This is a genomic window from Phyllobacterium sp. SL163 (genome assembly GCF_049896885.1).
Classification (GTDB): domain Bacteria; phylum Pseudomonadota; class Alphaproteobacteria; order Rhizobiales; family Rhizobiaceae; genus Phyllobacterium; species Phyllobacterium calauticae.
Window position 1 is genome coordinate 244203 of the sequence record NZ_JAFCVE010000006.1, and the last position, 16401, is coordinate 260603.

Genomic DNA, 16401 nt, shown 5'->3' on the forward strand with positions numbered 1-16401 from the left:
AAGCGAGAGGGACGGATATGACCGAGACATTCGTAATTGCACAGGGCGGCGGACCGACGGCAGTCATCAACCAGACCCTTGCGGGCGCCACGCTGGAGGTGCGCAAGCGTTATCCCGGTGCCCGCGTGCTCGGTGCAAAGCATGGCGTGCGCGGTATTCGCGCCGGCAATTTCGTCGATCTCTCGCCTCTGCCGGAGCAACAACTGCGCCTGATCGCGGCAACACCGAGTGCTGCGCTGGGGAGCACGCGCGACAAACCCGATGCGGCCTATTGCGAGGCGATCCTGAAAAGCCTGCGTCAGGTCGGGGCGACCGCCTTCATCAATATCGGCGGGAACGATACCGCCGGAACCCAGCAGATCCTTGTGGACGCGGCTGGCAAGGATATTGCCTTCGTTCACGCACCCAAGACGATCGACAATGATCTGGTCGAGAGCGATCACACGCCCGGTTTCATTTCCGCTGCCGAGTTCATCGCTGGCGCTTTCCTCAGTATCGATCTCGACTTCCGTGCGCTGCCCGGCATCTATGTCGGGATCGTCATGGGCCGCCATGCGGGATTCCTGACCACCGCGGCCACCGCATGGCAGCATGATGATGCGAGCGCGCCTCATCTTGTCTATGTGCCGGAGCGGGCTTTCTCGGCAAAACGGTTCATCGATGACGTGAGCGAAGCGCAGAGCCGTCACGGCCGCTGCATCATTGCCATGTCGGAGGGTGTGACCGGCGAGGATGGACGCACCGTGGTTGAAAACCTTGTTCCCGCCGATCGCCTTGAACGCGACGCCCATGGCAATATCCGCCTGTCCGGCGGAGAATTGGGAATGGCCATCGAACAGCTTCTCAGGGACGGCCTGCCGGGCGCCCGTGCACGGGTGGATACGTTCGGCTACCTGCCGCGCGGCAATATCGCCACAACCAATGCGACCGACGCACAAGAGGCTTTCGAGGCGGGAGTCTTCGCCGTCGAAACGGCGGCGCGCGGCGGCGGGTCGGTGGCGCTGCAATATGCCAATGGCAGCACTCGTCCGCAGATCGTTCCGCTTGCCAGCGTTGCCGGCAAAACACGCCACATCCCGGACGATTTTCTCGAGCCTGAGCGCAACCGGATTTCAGCGCCGTGCCGGGCCTACTTCGAACGGCTGCTGCCAAAGCGCTTCACGCTCGCAGAGCCGCTCGCATAGGCGGCGTCACCCGCCATTGACCAGGCGAAGCACAAGCTGCTGGATGTTGCCGCCCTCGCCCATCTCGACCCGGTCGAAATCCCGCCCCTTCTGGCGCTGGGCAAGGGAAAGCTCGGAAAGGCGCTTCGTCATCTCGACCCGGATTTTCCGGCAGCCGGGATCATCCGGCACCGACAGGCCGATGGTCGCGGCCTCGATCCCCTTGACCATGTCCTTGATGGTCTCGCCGTGCACGGCTTCATGGGTGCGCACACCGGCAATGAACGTATCCCAGTTGGCCTGTACCGCAGCCGGCAGCCGTTCGGCGGGCTTCGGCAGCGTATAGGTGATGATGAGTTTCGGCGTTGCGGCAACCAGGGCGCAGGCATTGCCCTGCCGCTCATACTTCCTTTGCCACGTCAGTTTGAAATTGGTGTGGGCGATTGTCCGGGTGGCGCCTGCGATGATAGGCCCCCGCTCGCCGATCGACGCATAGAGCGCTGCACCGGATTTTCCGGCAATCGCGTAGGTTTCCACCTGTTCGACAGCTTTCCACGCCGCCTGTGCCGCCGCAGGCATGCCGACGAGGCAGAGGGCAACCAGACAGTACCCCGCAATTTTTATCATATGGCCCCTTCCCGTCACATCCGGGCGAACAGCATCAGGCTCCCGATGCTGCCGCCTTGTCCCGCACAGGAAGCTTCCAGCCGGGCCGGATGAAATGGCAGGTATATCCGTTGGGATACCGTTCCAGATAATCCTGGTGTTCCGGCTCCGCCTCCCAGAAATCGCCGACCGGTGCGAGCTCGGTCACGACCTTTCCCGGCCACAGACCGGACGCATCGACATCGGCAATCGTGTCCTCGGCAATCCGCTTCTGCTCTTCATCCGCATAGAAAATCGCCGAGCGGTAACTCAATCCCAGATCGTTGCCCTGGCGGTTGAGCGTCGTGGGATCGTGAATCTGGAAGAAGAACTCCAGAATGTTCCGGTAGCTGATCCGCGCGGGATCGAAAATGATTTCGATGGCTTCCGCATGGGTGCCATGGTTGCGGTAGGTTGCGTTCTCGACATCACCACCGGAATAGCCGACGCGGGTCGACAGGACGCCGTCATGACGACGGATCAGATCCTGCATGCCCCAGAAACAACCGCCGGCAAGGACTGCGCGTTCGCTTGTCATCCGATTTCCTCCACCTGATTGAGATAGGCTCCATAGCCCTCCGCCTCCATATCGTCCCGATGGACGAACCGGAGCGAGGCCGAGTTTATGCAGTAGCGCAGCCCGCCGCGATCCTGCGGACCATCGGGGAAAACATGCCCGAGATGGCTGTCGCCATGGCTGGAGCGCACTTCAATGCGCACCATGCCGTAACTGTCGTCGCGCAGCTCGTTCACATGGGCAGGCTCGATGGGCTTGGTGAAACTGGGCCAGCCGCATCCCGATTCAAACTTGTCAGATGAGGCAAACAGGGGCTCGCCGGAAACGATATCAACGTAAATGCCCGGTTCCTTGTTGTCCAGATATTCGCCCGTTCCGGGACGTTCGGTCCCGTTCTGCTGCGTGACACGAAACTGCTCCGGAGAGAGTTTCGAGATCACGTCAGAGTTCTTTTCATATTTGCGCATATGTTTCCCTTCCATCAGGGGTCAGCGTGATTGCGGCATGTCCGGCCAACCATGAAGTGTGTTGGTGCATATTTGTGTCCGCCCGCCCCGGTTATCAAGCCCGGAGCGGCGCAAACATCATCCGCTGCAAGCGTTTACACCGCACCATAGCGCGCCCGGATGTGGCCGATGAAGTGGTCCGCATTGAGCTTTTCGCCCGTGGCGCGTTCAAGCAGTTCCGGCGTCGACCAGCGCGATGCCTGAGACCAGATATTGTTACGCCGCCAGCCGTTGATGGCCGCAAACTCTCCCCTGGCCATATCCCCGTCGGCAGCTGGATATTCCTTTGTCAGCGCCGCCCATTGTTGCGCAGCCATCATCGCCCCGAGGGTATAGGACGGGAAATAGCCAAAGGCGCCGCTTACCCAGTGCACGTCCTGCATGGGCCCGTCCGCCGGATTATCAATCGTCGACAATCCGAGGTAGTCGCGCATCTTCGCATCCCATGCTTCGGGCAGGTCAACCGGCTGCAATCTGCCCTGGACCAGGTCCTGTTCGAGTTCGAAACGCAAGATGACATGCAGCGGATAGGTCACCTCGTCGGCATCGACCCGGATCAGACCGCGTTCGACCCGGTGAACATGCGGAATGATGTCATCCATGGACCAGGATTCACCCAGATATTTGTCGACAATCGGCAGAGCCCATTGCCAGAATGCGGGGTTGCGGCCGAGCTGCTTTTCGACAAACAGGCTCTGGCTTTCGTGCACCGCCATTCCTCGCGCTTTCCCCAGCGGCCAATGCGACCACTTTTTCGGCAGGTTCTGTTCATAAAGCGCGTGACCGGTTTCGTGCAGCACACCCATCAGCGAGGAGAGAAACTCCGTCGTCCGGTAGCGTGTCGTTATGCGCACATCGCTCGGCACGCCGCCACAGAACGGATGGTGCGATACGGAAAGGCTGCCATGGGAAAGATCGAAGCCAACTGCCGCCATCATGGCAAGACCAAGCTCACGCTGCCTGTCGACCGGATAAACACCGGACAAGGGTTTCAGCGGGCGTTTTGCCAGCCTTTCCGCCTGCACGGCCAGCGCCTCCGGCACGAAGTCCTTGAGGAAGGTTTTCAACGTGTCGAATACCGGCGCGATATCCGCGGTGCGATTGCCGGGGTCATATTGCTCGATCATCGAATCATAAAGACCAAGGCCGAGAACCTGCGAGCGCATGGCTGCTTCTTCGCGCGCCAGTGCAATGACACCTTCGAGCGCCGGCAGGAATCCGGCCCAGTCATTCTTGGCACGCAGGTCGCGCCACAACTGCTCGCAGCGCATACGTGTGTTTGTCTGGCGCTCAACGAAATCAGCGGGCAGGCAAGTCAGATTGACATAGTGCCGCTTGAACTCCCTGACAGCCGCGATCTGTTCCTCGTCCAGATCCTCCCGTTCCGCCGCATCGATCCAGTCGGCGATTTCGGGCGCGGATGCCTGGCGATGATACATCCCCGCCAGCGTGCCCATGGCTTCCGCCCGCTTTTCACCGCCGCCAACGGCCATATGAGTGGCCTCGTCGGCGCCGAGAATGGCAAGCGCGTGTTCCAGGGCTTCAAGCCTGTGGCCGAGTTCATCGAGTTTCTGGAAGGACATTCTGTTCCCCTTGGGCGAATCCTGATTCAAAACAGGGACCGAGAGGACTTCAATTTTCCGGCGAGTGCAAGATTGAATCACGCGCCGGGATGTCAGGAGTATGCATCGGGGAGATTGACAACCGGCGTTTCGAGGCGTTGAAGTATGGCGTGCAAGCCGCGATTTTGAGCCCCTTGCCGCCAACCCGATCCCGATCCCGCACATATACAGCTCGCCTGAGGTCTTCCGTGACCCGTCAACCACTATCCCGGCGAGTGGAAAGCCAGAACAACACATGTCTCAATCGGTTGAACGTTCAAAACGTCCGTTGATTGTTGCCTCCATCATGCTGGCAACATTCATGGTCGCCATTGAAGCCACCATCGTTGCCACGGCAATGCCGCGCATTGTCGGGCAGCTCGGCGGTTTCACCTATTACAGCTGGGTCTTCTCGGCCTTCCTGCTGGCACAGTCGACGACAACGGTGATCTACGGCAAGCTGTCCGATATTTTCGGCCGCAAACCCATGCTCATCGGCGGCATTGTGATTTTCCTTGCCGGCTCGGCACTGGCCGGGTTTGCCTGGTCGATGACGTCATTGATCGCATTCCGCCTGCTGCAGGGGCTGGGCGCCGGAGCCATCCAGCCCGTGACGATGACCATCGTCGGCGATCTCTACAGGCTTGAGGAACGCGCCAAGGTGCAGGGCATTCTGGCCAGCGTCTGGGCGATTTCCGCCGTAACTGGCCCCCTCGCTGGCGGCCTGATCGTGGATCATTTTTCCTGGGCGTGGATTTTCTGGATCAACCTGCCGATCGGCCTGTTGACGATCATCGGCTTTACGCTGTTCCTGCATGAAAAAATCGAGCCGCGCAAAGCCCGCATCGACTATCTCGGCACCGTCCTGTTTTCGATCGCCATCGTCTCGCTGATGGTTATCCTGACCGAAACGGACGCCGATCTGTCGATCCTCGCCGCGCTGGCTGCAGTGTTCATCGTGACTGCCATCCTGTTCTTCATGCAGGAGCGCCGGGCGCCGGAGCCCATCATTTCGCTTGCCCTGTGGAGCCGCCGCCTCGTCGCCACCAGCAACATAGCGACGCTTCTCGCCGGCATGGCGCTGATCGGGTTGACCACCGTCCTGCCGATCTATGTGCAGGGCGTGCTGGGGCGCTCGCCGCTGGTTGCCGGTTTCACGCTGACCATGCTCATCGTCGGCTGGCCGCTCGCCGTCATGCTATCCATCCGGCTGTTTCGCGCGTTTGGAATCCGCAGGACCTTGCGCGCGGGCAGCCTGATGTTTCCGATCGGCGCGTCGTTTCTGCTCTTCCTCACGCCTGAAAGCAGCCCCGTCCCTGCCGGCGTCGGTTCCTTCCTCATGGGTTTCGGCATGGGACTGATCAGCGTCACCAGCGTCGTTCTGGTACAGGAAAGTGTCGAATGGTCGATGCGCGGCAGTGCCACGGCATCGATCATCTTCTCGCGCAGCCTCGGCAACACCCTCGGCGCAACAACCCTCGGCGCCATACTCAATATCGGGATTGCGCATTTCGGCAGCGGCGATCTCGCCAACAAACTGCACGAGGTGATCAACCAGCCATCGGGCCTGTCCAGCCTGGCGACGAGCCCTGCCATCCGCCTGGTGTTTCACTCTGCCCTGCACTGGAGTTTCTGGGGGGTGTTCACCGTTGCCATCCTCACCTTTGCCACGACATGGCTGATCCCGGTTTCACGCGAGGCCGGCCGCAAGCCGCCGACACAAACCGAGATGCAGGAGGCACTGTCGTCCTGACGGCAATGTCAGGGTTGCCGCATCACTCCGGCAGCCCTGCCTTGCGCAGCGCATCGAGATAGCGCTGCAAATGCTCGGGGTTTCGCCAGGGAACGCCGGCACGGGTCGTGGCAATGCTGGTCCCCGGGGCGACATGGAGAAGGCGGTCAAGCGCGGCACGCGTCGCGTCTGCATTGCCCATCTCACCGAGTGCCGCCAGAAGAACCCTGTGACCGGTCGGAAAATTGGGATTGAGATGCAGCGCCTTGCGCGCCCACTCCGCCGCAGCGTCATAAAGCCCGTCGGCAAACTCGGCCATGCCAAAAAATGCGAAGGTCCAGTAATTGGCCGGGTCGCGCGGGCTGAGCCGTATGGCCATCTTCAGGGTTTCGCGTGCATTGCCGCTTTCACCGGCCAGCGCATAATATCCGCCGCCCCACATGCGTGCGAACGCCAGATTGGGATTGATATCGATGGCCGTTTCCAGGCATCGCCGGGCATCGTCGAACCGCCGCATGAACAGGGCGACCGAACCGAGGATCGTATGCGCTTCGGCATCCCGCTCATCCAGTTCAACCGCGACGCGCGCCATCTCGTGGGCTTCGTTCATGGCCTGCGGCGGATTGGGGCTCCAAGCGTACAGCACGTCGATGATATCGCACATGGCATGCACCACCCGTGGCCGCGCCAGGTTCGGATCAAGGGCTATTGCCTTCAGGGCAAAATCCTTGGCTGCCGCGCTGTCTTCCCTTGTCCAGCGCCAGGCATGCCAGTTCGCTCGCATGACATAATCCCACGCGCTGAGGTTGGCGGGGTCTTTCCGGCGAGCCCGCTTCATCTCCGCGCCGATGAGTTCGGGCGTCACCACGCCGACAATGCTTGCCGTGATGTCGTCCTGGACAGCGAAGATGTCATCCATCTGCCGGTCGAACTGCTCGGCCCAGATGTGATTGCCGGTCGCCGCGTCGATCAGCTGCGCGGTGATCCGGACCCGGGGCCCGCTGCGCCGCACGCTGCCTTCCAGCACATAGCGCACGCCGAGTTCCCCGGCGACCTGCTTTATGTCAACGGCACCGCCCCTGTAGGTAAAGGATGAATTGCGGGCGATGACGAAGAATGCCTGGTTGCGCGCCAGACCCGTAATGATGTCTTCGGCGATACCGTCGGCAAAATACTCCTGGTCCTTGTCGGCACTCATATCCTGGAACGGCAGGACGGCTATGGCCGGCTTGGCGACACCGTCGGCCGATGGCGCATCGGATCGGGGGCGTTTGGCACCCGCCATGATCTCCAGCACGACCCGGTAGACGCGTATGCGCTTCCTGATGTTCTTGACCTGCCGCTCGCCAAGATCTTCAAAGGTAAAGGCCACTTTGCCAGCGACCTGTTCAAACACATTCGCGGTGATCGAGATTCCACCCGGTTCAGCCAAGGCTTCCATCCTTGCGGCGATATTGACGCCGTCGCCAAAGATATCATCACCGTCAATGACGATATCGCCTATGTTGATGCCTGCACGATACTGAATGCGGTGTTCCCGCGGCATTTCCGCTTCGGCGTCCGCCACGCCGCGCTGGATCAGAACCGCACTTTCGACCGCGTCGACAACGCTGCCGAATTCGACAAGCAGCCCGTCGCCCGTCGTCTTGACGATGCGTCCATTGTGTTCCCGCAGAACCGGATCGATCAGCTGCTGACGATGAACGCGCATGCGCGCTATCGTGGCAGCCTCGTCGGTTTCCATATGGCGCGAATAACTGACCATATCGATTGCCAGAATGGCAACCAGTTTGCGTGCAACGCGGTCGATAGCCAACACTGCTCCCCATCTGAATGGCTCTGCAACCGACTTTATGAGTCTATGCCAGCCAAGTCCATGTGAAACAGGTGATCAAAATGCGATCGGCAAGTCGCCACCGCGGCGGTGGCAAGGAAAGGCAGAGCAATCTGCCTGAGCCGCAATCCCGTCGATGGCTTCGCTCTCTAGGTGGAACTACCAATTTTCAAATCGATTTAAATGGCTAGAGTATCTTCCGAGGGCTTTGGTCTTCAGATGCACTCTTTTCCAATGACCAAGATCTTTTTCAACGATCAAAGGCACCGGTCTGGCAACAGACCGGTGTTTTATTGCGTATTCCGCCGCGGCAATTCCCGGCGGAGATGGCCTCCCTTCAACCATGCCACATTGATTATATTCAGCAATTTCGAATGCATCGATCAAAGCAGATTTAAAGCGCCGATCCCACGATTTTGCCGGAATCGTGGAGCACGATTTTTACGTGCCGCTTTCAAAGCACACCATAATCCTGCTGCACGTGCGTGCTTTGCAATGAGGTGATCGAGATGCGAATAATCCGGACATGTCTTGCTGTATTTCTGGTGCTCGGCTCCCTATCCATTCCCGGCCTGGCCCAAGCCCAGGCGCCATTAGAGAAGAGAATCGCTCTCGTCATCGGCAATTCGGCCTATCAAACCGGTCCGCTGCCGACACCCGCCAACGATGCCGGCCTGATTGCACAAACATTGCAGGCCGCAGGATTTGATGTGGTCGGAGCGAGGGATCTCGATCAGGATTCGTTGCGCCATACCTTCCGGGATTTTCTCGACAAGGCAACGGCGTCGGGGCCCGACACCGTCATCTTCGTTTATCTCGCCGGGTATGGCCTGCAGTATGAAGGTGAAAACTATTTTGCCGGTGTCGATGCGAAAATGACGCGCGCAACCGATGTTCCCGTCGAAGCCATACGGGTCTCCGATTTCACCAAATCGCTCGCAGCACTGCAGAACAAGGGCACCATCATGGTGCTCGACGCGGCCCGGACCAACCCATTCGTCCGATCGGATCAGCCGCTGGCAGGGGGACTGGCCATTGTCGATCCCGATCCCAATGTCCTGATCGGCTTCAATGCCGCGCCCGGGACCGTCGCTCCACCAGAGACCGGTCCCTACGGCGCCTATGCGCACGCCCTTGCCGAGATGATCCGTGTCGGCGGGCTGCGGCTTGATGACGTGTTTGATCGCACGCGCCTGCGGGTGAGCGATGCGACCAAGGGCGGGGAACTGCCCTGGAATGCCTCGAAATTCCGTACGCCGTTCCTTTTCTTCGACAAAGGCCCCGATGCGCCGGCACAGCAAGTCTCCGCGCTTCAGGGCGGTGCGATGCGGACCAAGGCCATTCGCGATTTCGACGCCCGCGACGCCTATCTCGCCGCGCTCGATCGCGATACGCTGCGCGGATACGAGGATTTTCTTGCCGTTTACCCCAGCGACCCAATGGCCAAGCGTGTGCGGGCCATTGTCGCTGCCCGGCGTGAGGCGATCACATGGCGCCAAACCTGGGTCGCCGACACGCCGGAAGCCTATTGGTCATATCTGCGCCGCTATCCGCATGGTCCGCACGGCTGGGATGCCCGCCGGAGACTTGACCATTTTGAAGCCGCGCTGGAGCCGCCCGCATCCTTCACGGTGATTGCCTACGACGTGCCGCCGCCACCTGAAACGGAAATCATCTATGTCGACCGGCCGGTCCTGTATTTCGATGATCCTGAATTCGACTTTGCGCCGCCGCCACCGCCGCCAGTGATCTTCCTGCCGCCACCACCGCCCGATTTCATCGTGCTGGCACCCCCGCCCCCACCTGTCGATCTCTATGTTCTGCCGGTGCCTGCGTTCGTACCGGTGGCCGAGTGGGTCCGCCCGGCGCGTGACATTGCACCGCCTGAAAACAATGTCATCTTCAACAATATTCATAACACGGTGATCAACAACAGCACGACGATCGTGCAGGAACCTGCGGCTGCCCCCAGCCCTGGCCTGAGCACCGGCGCGAAAGTGGCCGGTGCCGCTGTTGCGGTGGGAGCCGCAGCGGCCGCCCTGCACGTTGCCCTGCCGCCATCGGTGCAGAAGAAGGCGGCAGTCATGCCAAAGCAAAATCCCGTCGCACCCGCCAAACCCGCCGCGCCGGGCCCGGTACCCGCGGCCATCAAACCGCAGGACAGCCATTCGCTCCCCGGAACCAACGGCAGCCGCCTGCCCCTCATCAACGGCAAACCCGCGCTGCAAAACCCGGCACCGGTGCAGACACCAGCCCCGCAGGCTGTGACGAAAACACCCGGAAAAGCCAACGCCGCAGCGGTCAAGCCGCCATTGCCGGGGCACGCCCTCCCGGCTGCTCCGAGCACTGCCGCACCGCTTGCCCCCGGGAAAGCTGCGGTATCGACCGGCCAGAACAAAGCCGGGAAAAATGCCTTGCCGGCTACTGTCAACCGCCAGCCCGCTGTTGCCGCACAGGCCAGACACAAGGCTGCGCCCAATCCTCAACCCCGGACCATTCCACCGGCGGTTGCAAAACTGAATGCCAGCCCGCGTCCGCGCGATCACGCCGCTCCCCGCCCGCCGGTTCAAAGGGCCCAGCCGCAGAACCAGGCACGGGTCAATGCGCAGGTGAGCAGGCCGTCCAGTCCCGTGCCGCAAGCGCATATGCAAGCGCAGCCGCGACGACAGGTCGAGGCAAGGCCGCCAGCCGGAAGGCCCCAGCCACATGCGCCGCAAAAGCCCGGCATGAAGAAAGAGTGCGGCGGCCAGGATCAGCCCGCCTGCCCCAAATGAGCACCGGCATCTGCAACGGGAAACGCCGTTGCGATGCACCCAACCTTTCTTCGGCGGAGTGAGAGCATGCACAGGGGTCGAATAGCAAGATTTACAATCTGCGGGCTGGTCCTGCTTAGCCCGCTCCACGCGGCGGCAGCACCGGCCGCTGACAACCCTGCGGCGCAGATCGTGCGCGATCTTGCGCTGGTCGATGCGATAACGTGGGGTGTCAATCCATCGACGATGGCGGCCTATCACACGCTTGGCCGGGAAAAATGGCTGCAAATGCAACTCCATCCCGCGTCCGACGCGCTACCGGCGGCGGTCCGGACACAGATCGATGCCCTGCCAGTCAGCCAGAAATCCGCCTTCGATCTTGCCACGGACTTCGACGCACAGGCGCGCGCCGCCAACCAGACGGCCGATCCCGACCAGAAAGCCATTGCGCAAAAGGCTTTTCAGGATGGCATGAGCGACATGGCCCGGCAGGCTGCAACCGCCAGCCTGTTGCGGGCGCTCTATTCACCCGATCAGCTGCGCGAACGGATGACGTGGTTCTGGTTCAATCATTTCAACGTGCATCAATACAAGGCCAATCTGCGCATCCTTCTCGGCGATTACGAGAACAAGGCCATCCGCGCGCACGCGCTCGGCCGGTTTCACGATCTGCTGGAGGCGACGCTGCGTCACCCCGCCATGATCCGCTACCTCGACAATGCCGACAACGCCGTTGGCCATATCAACGAGAATTACGCCCGGGAAATCATGGAGCTGCACACTATGGGTGTCGGCTCCGGCTATACGCAGAAGGATGTCGAGGAACTGGCGCGCATCCTCACCGGTGTCGGGATCGATCTCAAACCGGACAATCCCAAGCTGAAACCGGACCTGCAACCGCTGCTCGTGCGCGATGGTTTGTTTGAATTCAATCCGGCGCGCCATGATTTCGGCGACAAGGTTTTCCTGGGGCGGACGATCAAAGGGCGCGGCTTTGCCGAAGTTGAAGAAGCGCTCGATATTCTATGCAAACAGCCGACAACGGCCCAGCATGTATCCCGGCAGCTCGCCACCTATTTTGTCGCCGATGTCCCCCCGCCAGCCCTGGTTGACCGGATGGCGCAGACCTTCATGCGGACGGATGGCAATATCGCGAGCGTCCTCGACACGCTGTTCCATTCCCCGGAATTTACGGCCTCGCTTGGCGGGCATTTCAAGGATCCTGTCCGGTATGTTCTTTCCGCCATCCGTCTTGCCTATGACACGAAAGTCATCGTCAACAGCGCGCCCGTGCAGAACTGGCTGAACCGCCTGGCGGAAGGCCTCTATAACCACCAGACCCCCGATGGTTATTCCATGATGTCGACGGCGTGGAACGGATCGGGGGCGATGATGACGCGCTTTGAGATTGCCCACCAGATCGGGTCCAATTCCGCCGGGCTTTTCAAGGCGGCAACGCCCGATGCGGTGGATCAGCCGGCATTCCCGCTCATCGAGAACGGGCTGTATTTCTCAAGCCTGCATCTGAAGCTTTCAGCGCCCACGCAGACCGCCCTGGACAAGGCGATTTCACCGCAGGACTGGAACACGCTGTTCCTGTCCTCACCCGAATTCATGCAGTAACAGCAACCCGACGAGGAGACGATCATGCATATCAATCGCCGTGATCTCATTGGTGGACTGGCAGCCCTGACCTCCATGACGGTTGCCGGGCGTGTCTGGGCGGCACCCAAAACCGACGCACGCTTGCTCGTGGTGTTCCTGCGCGGCGCCTATGATGCCGCCAATGTGGTGATCCCGGTCAGCAGTGATTTCTACTATGCGTCGCGGCCGAACCTCGCCATCGCCCGTCCGGACGCGGCCAATGCCGCCTCGGCGCTTTCCCTCGACGTCAATTGGGGCCTGCACCCGGCTCTGAAGGAGACGATCCTCCCCTTCTATCAGAAAGGGCAGGCCGCCTTCATTCCGTTCGCCGGTACGGACGACCTCACCCGCAGCCACTTTGAAACCCAGGACACCATCGAGCTCGGACAGGACGTCAACGGCACGCGGGATTACCGGTCCGGCTTCATGGCGCGCCTCGCCGGCGCCCTGACACGCGTGCGGCCGATCTCCTTCACCGACCAGATGCCGCTCACCTTCCAGGGCGGAGAGCCGGTCCCCAATATCGCGATCAACAGCGTGGGCAAACCGGGCATCGACAGCCGCCAGGCGAGTCTCATCAGCGCCATGTATGACGGGAAATCATTGGAGGGGTCCGTACGGGAAGGCTTTCGCGTCCGCGATGATGTCTATCACGCGATCACCGATCACATGATGGAAGCCAGCCGCGGCGCCGTCTCCGCCAAGGGGTTCGAACTGTCCGCACGCCGGATCGGCCGTCTCATGCGCGAGCAGTTCAACCTGGGTTTCGTCGATGTCGGCGGCTGGGACACCCATGTCAACCAGGGGGCGGCGAACGGCTATCTCGCCGACAGGCTGAGCGAGCTTGGCCGGGGAATTGCCGGATTTGCCGAAGAGATCGGCCCGCAATGGCAGGATACCGTCGTGGTGGTCCTCTCCGAATTCGGCCGCACGTTTCGCGAGAACGGCAATCGCGGCACGGATCACGGCCATGGCAGCGTCTACTGGGTTCTGGGCGGCGGCATCAAGGGCGGCCGCATCGCCGGTGAGCAGATCGCGGTCGACCAGGCCCATCTTTTCCAGAACCGCGACTATCCCGTTCTGACCGATTACCGCTCCCTGCTCGGCGGACTGTTCCAGCTCATGTATGGCCTGGACCAGACCGGACTGCACCGCGTCTTTGCCGCCGTGCAGCCCCGTGACCTTGCCTTGATATGAAAGCGCAAGAAACGGATCGCCGATGCTGATGTCTGCGTAGACTCAGCTTCCGGCCAGGCTTTTAACTGAGTCCCAGAATGGTTTCATCTGGTCGGACTGGGTGGAGAAATAGCCCGGAGCGATGACGAGAAACGCCCAGAGGAAACCCGACGGAATATTGGCCAGCTGGAACCGGAACTCCGTCATGCCGGCCACCCCGGCGACAACCGGAATGACAGCGCGAACCGGACCGAAGAAATGGCCGAGAAAAACGCTGAAGACACCATATCGCTCGAAAAACCGCTCGGACCGCTCGACCATGGCCGGATAACGGGAAAATGGCCAGTTTCTCAAGATGGGTTCGTGAAAGTGCCGCCCCACCCAATAGGAGAGCGTATAGCCCACGCATGCACCGATGCCGCCGGAAACAAGCAGCGGCCAGAAGGGAAGCCCGCTCGCCCCGAACAGGCCGCCGATACCCAGAAGGATGATCGTGGAGGGAACAAGCAGGGAGAGCAAGGCCAGGGATTCAACCAAGCCGAGCGCAAAGACGATGACAGGCGCCCATTTTTCGTGCTCCCGCGTGAAGGAAATCGTGGCTTCGATAATATTGGAAAGATCCATTGTGCCTGATGAGAATGAGAAATCGTGGTGGTTGCAGAATGGCCGGCAACCGAAAGGGACAGACCGGACGGGCCCGTCCCTTTCATGATGGTCTCCGGCTTTCCGGTTACTTGGAAAAGCCTTTCGTCGGATCTGCCGGGAATGCGGCATTGGCCTGTTCGCCGCGCAGCAGCTTCAGGGCTTCGATCAGCTGCAGGTCGTCCTTCGGATCCGGCGGGACATAGGCAATCGAGCCCGATCCTTCCGCATCCTCCTGAACGCCCTTGATATGGCCCTTCAGGCTGGATTCGCTCATCGGTTCGGCCCGGCCCTTCAGATCGTCCGGCAGCGGCTGTTCGACCGCGATATCCGGCACGATGCCCTTGCCCTGGATCGATTTGCCGGCCGGGGTGTAATACAGCGCCGTCGTCAGCCGCAGTGCGCCGTTCTCGCCCAGCGGGATGATCGTCTGCACCGAGCCCTTGCCGAAGGACCGCGTGCCCAGCACCGTCGCCCGGCGTTGATCCTGCAGCGCACCGGCGACGATTTCAGCCGCACTGGCGGAACCGCCATTGATCATGACGATCATCGGCTTGCCGTTGATCAGATCGCCCGGACGGGCATCGAAGCGGGTGATGTCCTGCGGGTCGCGGGCGCGGGTCGAGACGATCTCGCCCTTGTCGAGGAAGGCATCGGAGACGGCAACCGCCTGGTCCAGCAGACCACCCGGATTGAGGCGAAGATCGAGCACGAAGCCCTTGAGCTTGTCGGCGGGAACCTTGCTCTGGATGTCCTTGATCGCCTTTTGCAGGTCTTCAAAGGTCTGTTCGGTGAAGGAAATCACCCTGACATAACCGACATCGTTCTCGACGCGGTACTTGACGGCCTTCACCTTGACCACGTCGCGCACGACGGTCAGCTTGATCGGCTTGTCGGCACCCTGACGGATCAGCGTCAGCTCGATGGGGGTGTTGACATCGCCGCGCATCTTGTCGACCGCGTCGTTCAGCGACAGGCCGCGGACATCGGTTCCGTCGATCTGCGAGATATAATCGCCGGCAAGAACACCCGCCTTGAACGCGGGGCCATCTTCCGTTGGCGTGATCACCTTCAACAGCTGGTTTTCCATGGTGACTTCAATGCCAAGGCCGCCAAACTCACCCTTGGTCTGCACCGACATTTCCTTCGCCTGTTCGGCGTTCATGTAGGACGAATGCGGGTCGAGCGACGTCAGCATGCCATTGATGGCGCTTTCGATCAGCTTCTGGTCATCGGGCGGCGTGACATACTGATTGCGCACCCGCTCGAAGACTTCGCCGAAAAGCGACAACTGCTTGTATGTGTCAGTGCCCGCAGCTTCCGCGGCGGTTATATGCAGCCCGCCCTGCACAGCCACCATTGCCGTTGCACCCATCAGGGCTCCGGCCATGAGAAGCGTTAACCTGCGTACCATTTGCATTCCTTCCAGAAAATCTGCCTACCCCAAAACGTGGTAACAGGATAATTATATGCCAACCAAGGCAGGATTAACACGACCAGAATATGACCGACACATACTGTGATCCATAATGCTACACTGCCGCTTCCGGTAAATTATACAAGAGCCGTTCGCATGGCTTTTTTGGCCCGGGCGCAACATATTTCGCTTGCTCCTATAGCCACTGGAGGATGCAGATTGACACCAGATTGTCAAACGGCAGCCGCGCATTGACGCCCTCGAACGACGAACGGCGCGCAAATTCCGGTTGCAGAGCGGTGCGCGATGCAGAACAGCAGCAGTGAATTGGACCATATCCTGGCAAAGCGCCGCCAACTGCGCCTGAACACAGCGCAGGAGCTCGCGCGAATCCAGAAGGCGCATCGCCAAATCCGTAACCCGCATGCCCCGTCCGGTCTTCCTCTTCAGCGGAGGCTGCAGGCGTGCCTGCGCTCCACGGAGGTCAGAGCCTGCGCGCATCTGGTTGCCATATTGAACTGGTGTTCCCTGCGCCTCATCTGGTTCGCGCTGCCCCGGCTGGCCACCGGCCGCCTGGCGAAGCGGCGTGCCCGATCCCTGTGGCGGGTTATCGGGAAACTCAACCGGATTGGCATGGGAATTGTGCGCTGGCAACTGCGTCGCCACGGGTGAAACAGCCGCAGCCAATCCGGCGATCCGCGCAATTTTTTCCGCGGCCCATCTTCCGTCATGACACTGTCATGATCGTCCTTCTTAAGTCCCTTGCAAATG

The 16401-nt window shown here is 60.8% G+C and carries 13 protein-coding genes; 6 read left to right on the top strand and 7 right to left on the bottom strand.

The features are described 5' to 3' along the window. Positions 1-17: 17 nt before the first annotated feature. On the top strand, positions 18-1184 hold the full coding sequence (locus ACP7B1_RS15290) for a diphosphate--fructose-6-phosphate 1-phosphotransferase (protein WP_346307935.1): 1167 nt from the start codon (positions 18-20) through the stop codon (positions 1182-1184). A 6-nt stretch (positions 1185-1190) separates the two neighbouring features. On the opposite strand, the gene ACP7B1_RS15295 is transcribed toward ACP7B1_RS15290, so the two are convergent. The 4 genes from ACP7B1_RS15295 to ACP7B1_RS15310 all read right to left on the bottom strand — a co-directional run bounded on the left by ACP7B1_RS15295 (position 1191) and on the right by ACP7B1_RS15310 (position 4414). Further along, positions 1191-1790 carry a DUF922 domain-containing Zn-dependent protease gene (locus ACP7B1_RS15295; RefSeq protein ID WP_346307934.1) on the bottom strand — a complete coding sequence of 200 codons (600 nt, stop codon included), beginning with the start codon at positions 1788-1790 and terminating at the stop codon, positions 1191-1193. 34 nt (positions 1791-1824) lie between these two features. Then, complete coding sequence (gene msrA, locus ACP7B1_RS15300) at positions 1825-2346, bottom strand: peptide-methionine (S)-S-oxide reductase MsrA (RefSeq protein WP_346307933.1); 522 nt, start codon at positions 2344-2346, stop codon at positions 1825-1827. Continuing rightward, positions 2343-2792 (bottom strand): peptide-methionine (R)-S-oxide reductase MsrB, encoded by a 450-nt coding sequence (msrB, locus tag ACP7B1_RS15305; protein ID WP_288194906.1) that lies wholly within the window; start codon positions 2790-2792, stop codon positions 2343-2345. Before msrB ends, msrA begins: the two co-directional genes overlap by 4 nt. Positions 2793-2926: 134 nt before the next feature. Then, the gene (locus ACP7B1_RS15310; protein ID WP_346307932.1) at positions 2927-4414 is read right to left on the bottom strand and encodes a carboxypeptidase M32; all 1488 of its coding nucleotides are present in this window, start codon (positions 4412-4414) and stop codon (positions 2927-2929) included. A gap of 274 nt (positions 4415-4688) precedes the next feature. Here ACP7B1_RS15310 and ACP7B1_RS15315 point away from each other — a divergent pair, with 274 nt between their 5' ends. Next, a complete protein-coding gene (locus tag ACP7B1_RS15315) occupies positions 4689-6185 on the top strand; it encodes an MDR family MFS transporter (protein ID WP_346307931.1) in 1497 nt (498 codons plus the stop codon). Between the two features lie 22 nt (positions 6186-6207). On the opposite strand, the gene ACP7B1_RS15320 is transcribed toward ACP7B1_RS15315, so the two are convergent. Beyond that, positions 6208-7980, bottom strand: a complete 1773-nt coding sequence (locus ACP7B1_RS15320) for an adenylate/guanylate cyclase domain-containing protein (protein ID WP_346307930.1) — start codon at positions 7978-7980, stop codon at positions 6208-6210. Positions 7981-8507: 527 nt separating this feature from the next. Here ACP7B1_RS15320 and ACP7B1_RS15325 point away from each other — a divergent pair. From ACP7B1_RS15325 to ACP7B1_RS15335, 3 genes are all read left to right on the top strand, one after another. Beyond that, a complete protein-coding gene (locus ACP7B1_RS15325; protein WP_346307929.1) occupies positions 8508-10772 on the top strand; it encodes a caspase family protein in 2265 nt (754 codons plus the stop codon). 66 nt (positions 10773-10838) lie between these two features. Further along, positions 10839-12374: a DUF1800 domain-containing protein gene (locus ACP7B1_RS15330; protein ID WP_346307928.1), complete on the top strand. Its 1536-nt coding sequence runs from the start codon at positions 10839-10841 to the stop codon at positions 12372-12374. 30 nt (positions 12375-12404) lie between these two features. Continuing rightward, positions 12405-13592, top strand: coding sequence for a DUF1501 domain-containing protein (locus ACP7B1_RS15335; protein WP_346307960.1), 1188 nt, complete (start codon positions 12405-12407; stop codon positions 13590-13592). A 42-nt stretch (positions 13593-13634) separates the two neighbouring features. Here ACP7B1_RS15335 and ACP7B1_RS15340 read toward each other — a convergent pair whose 3' ends face one another. Both ACP7B1_RS15340 and ACP7B1_RS15345 read right to left on the bottom strand, forming a co-directional pair. Then, entirely contained in the window at positions 13635-14195 is a 561-nt protein-coding gene (locus ACP7B1_RS15340) for a DedA family protein (RefSeq protein ID WP_223615229.1), read from the bottom strand. 106 nt (positions 14196-14301) lie between these two features. Then, entirely contained in the window at positions 14302-15627 is a 1326-nt protein-coding gene (locus ACP7B1_RS15345; protein WP_223615230.1) for a S41 family peptidase, read from the bottom strand. A 309-nt stretch (positions 15628-15936) separates the two neighbouring features. On the opposite strand from ACP7B1_RS15345, the gene ACP7B1_RS15350 reads away from it, so the two are divergent. Then, a complete protein-coding gene (locus tag ACP7B1_RS15350; protein ID WP_346306450.1) occupies positions 15937-16302 on the top strand; it encodes a hypothetical protein in 366 nt (121 codons plus the stop codon). Positions 16303-16401 lie beyond the last annotated feature (99 nt).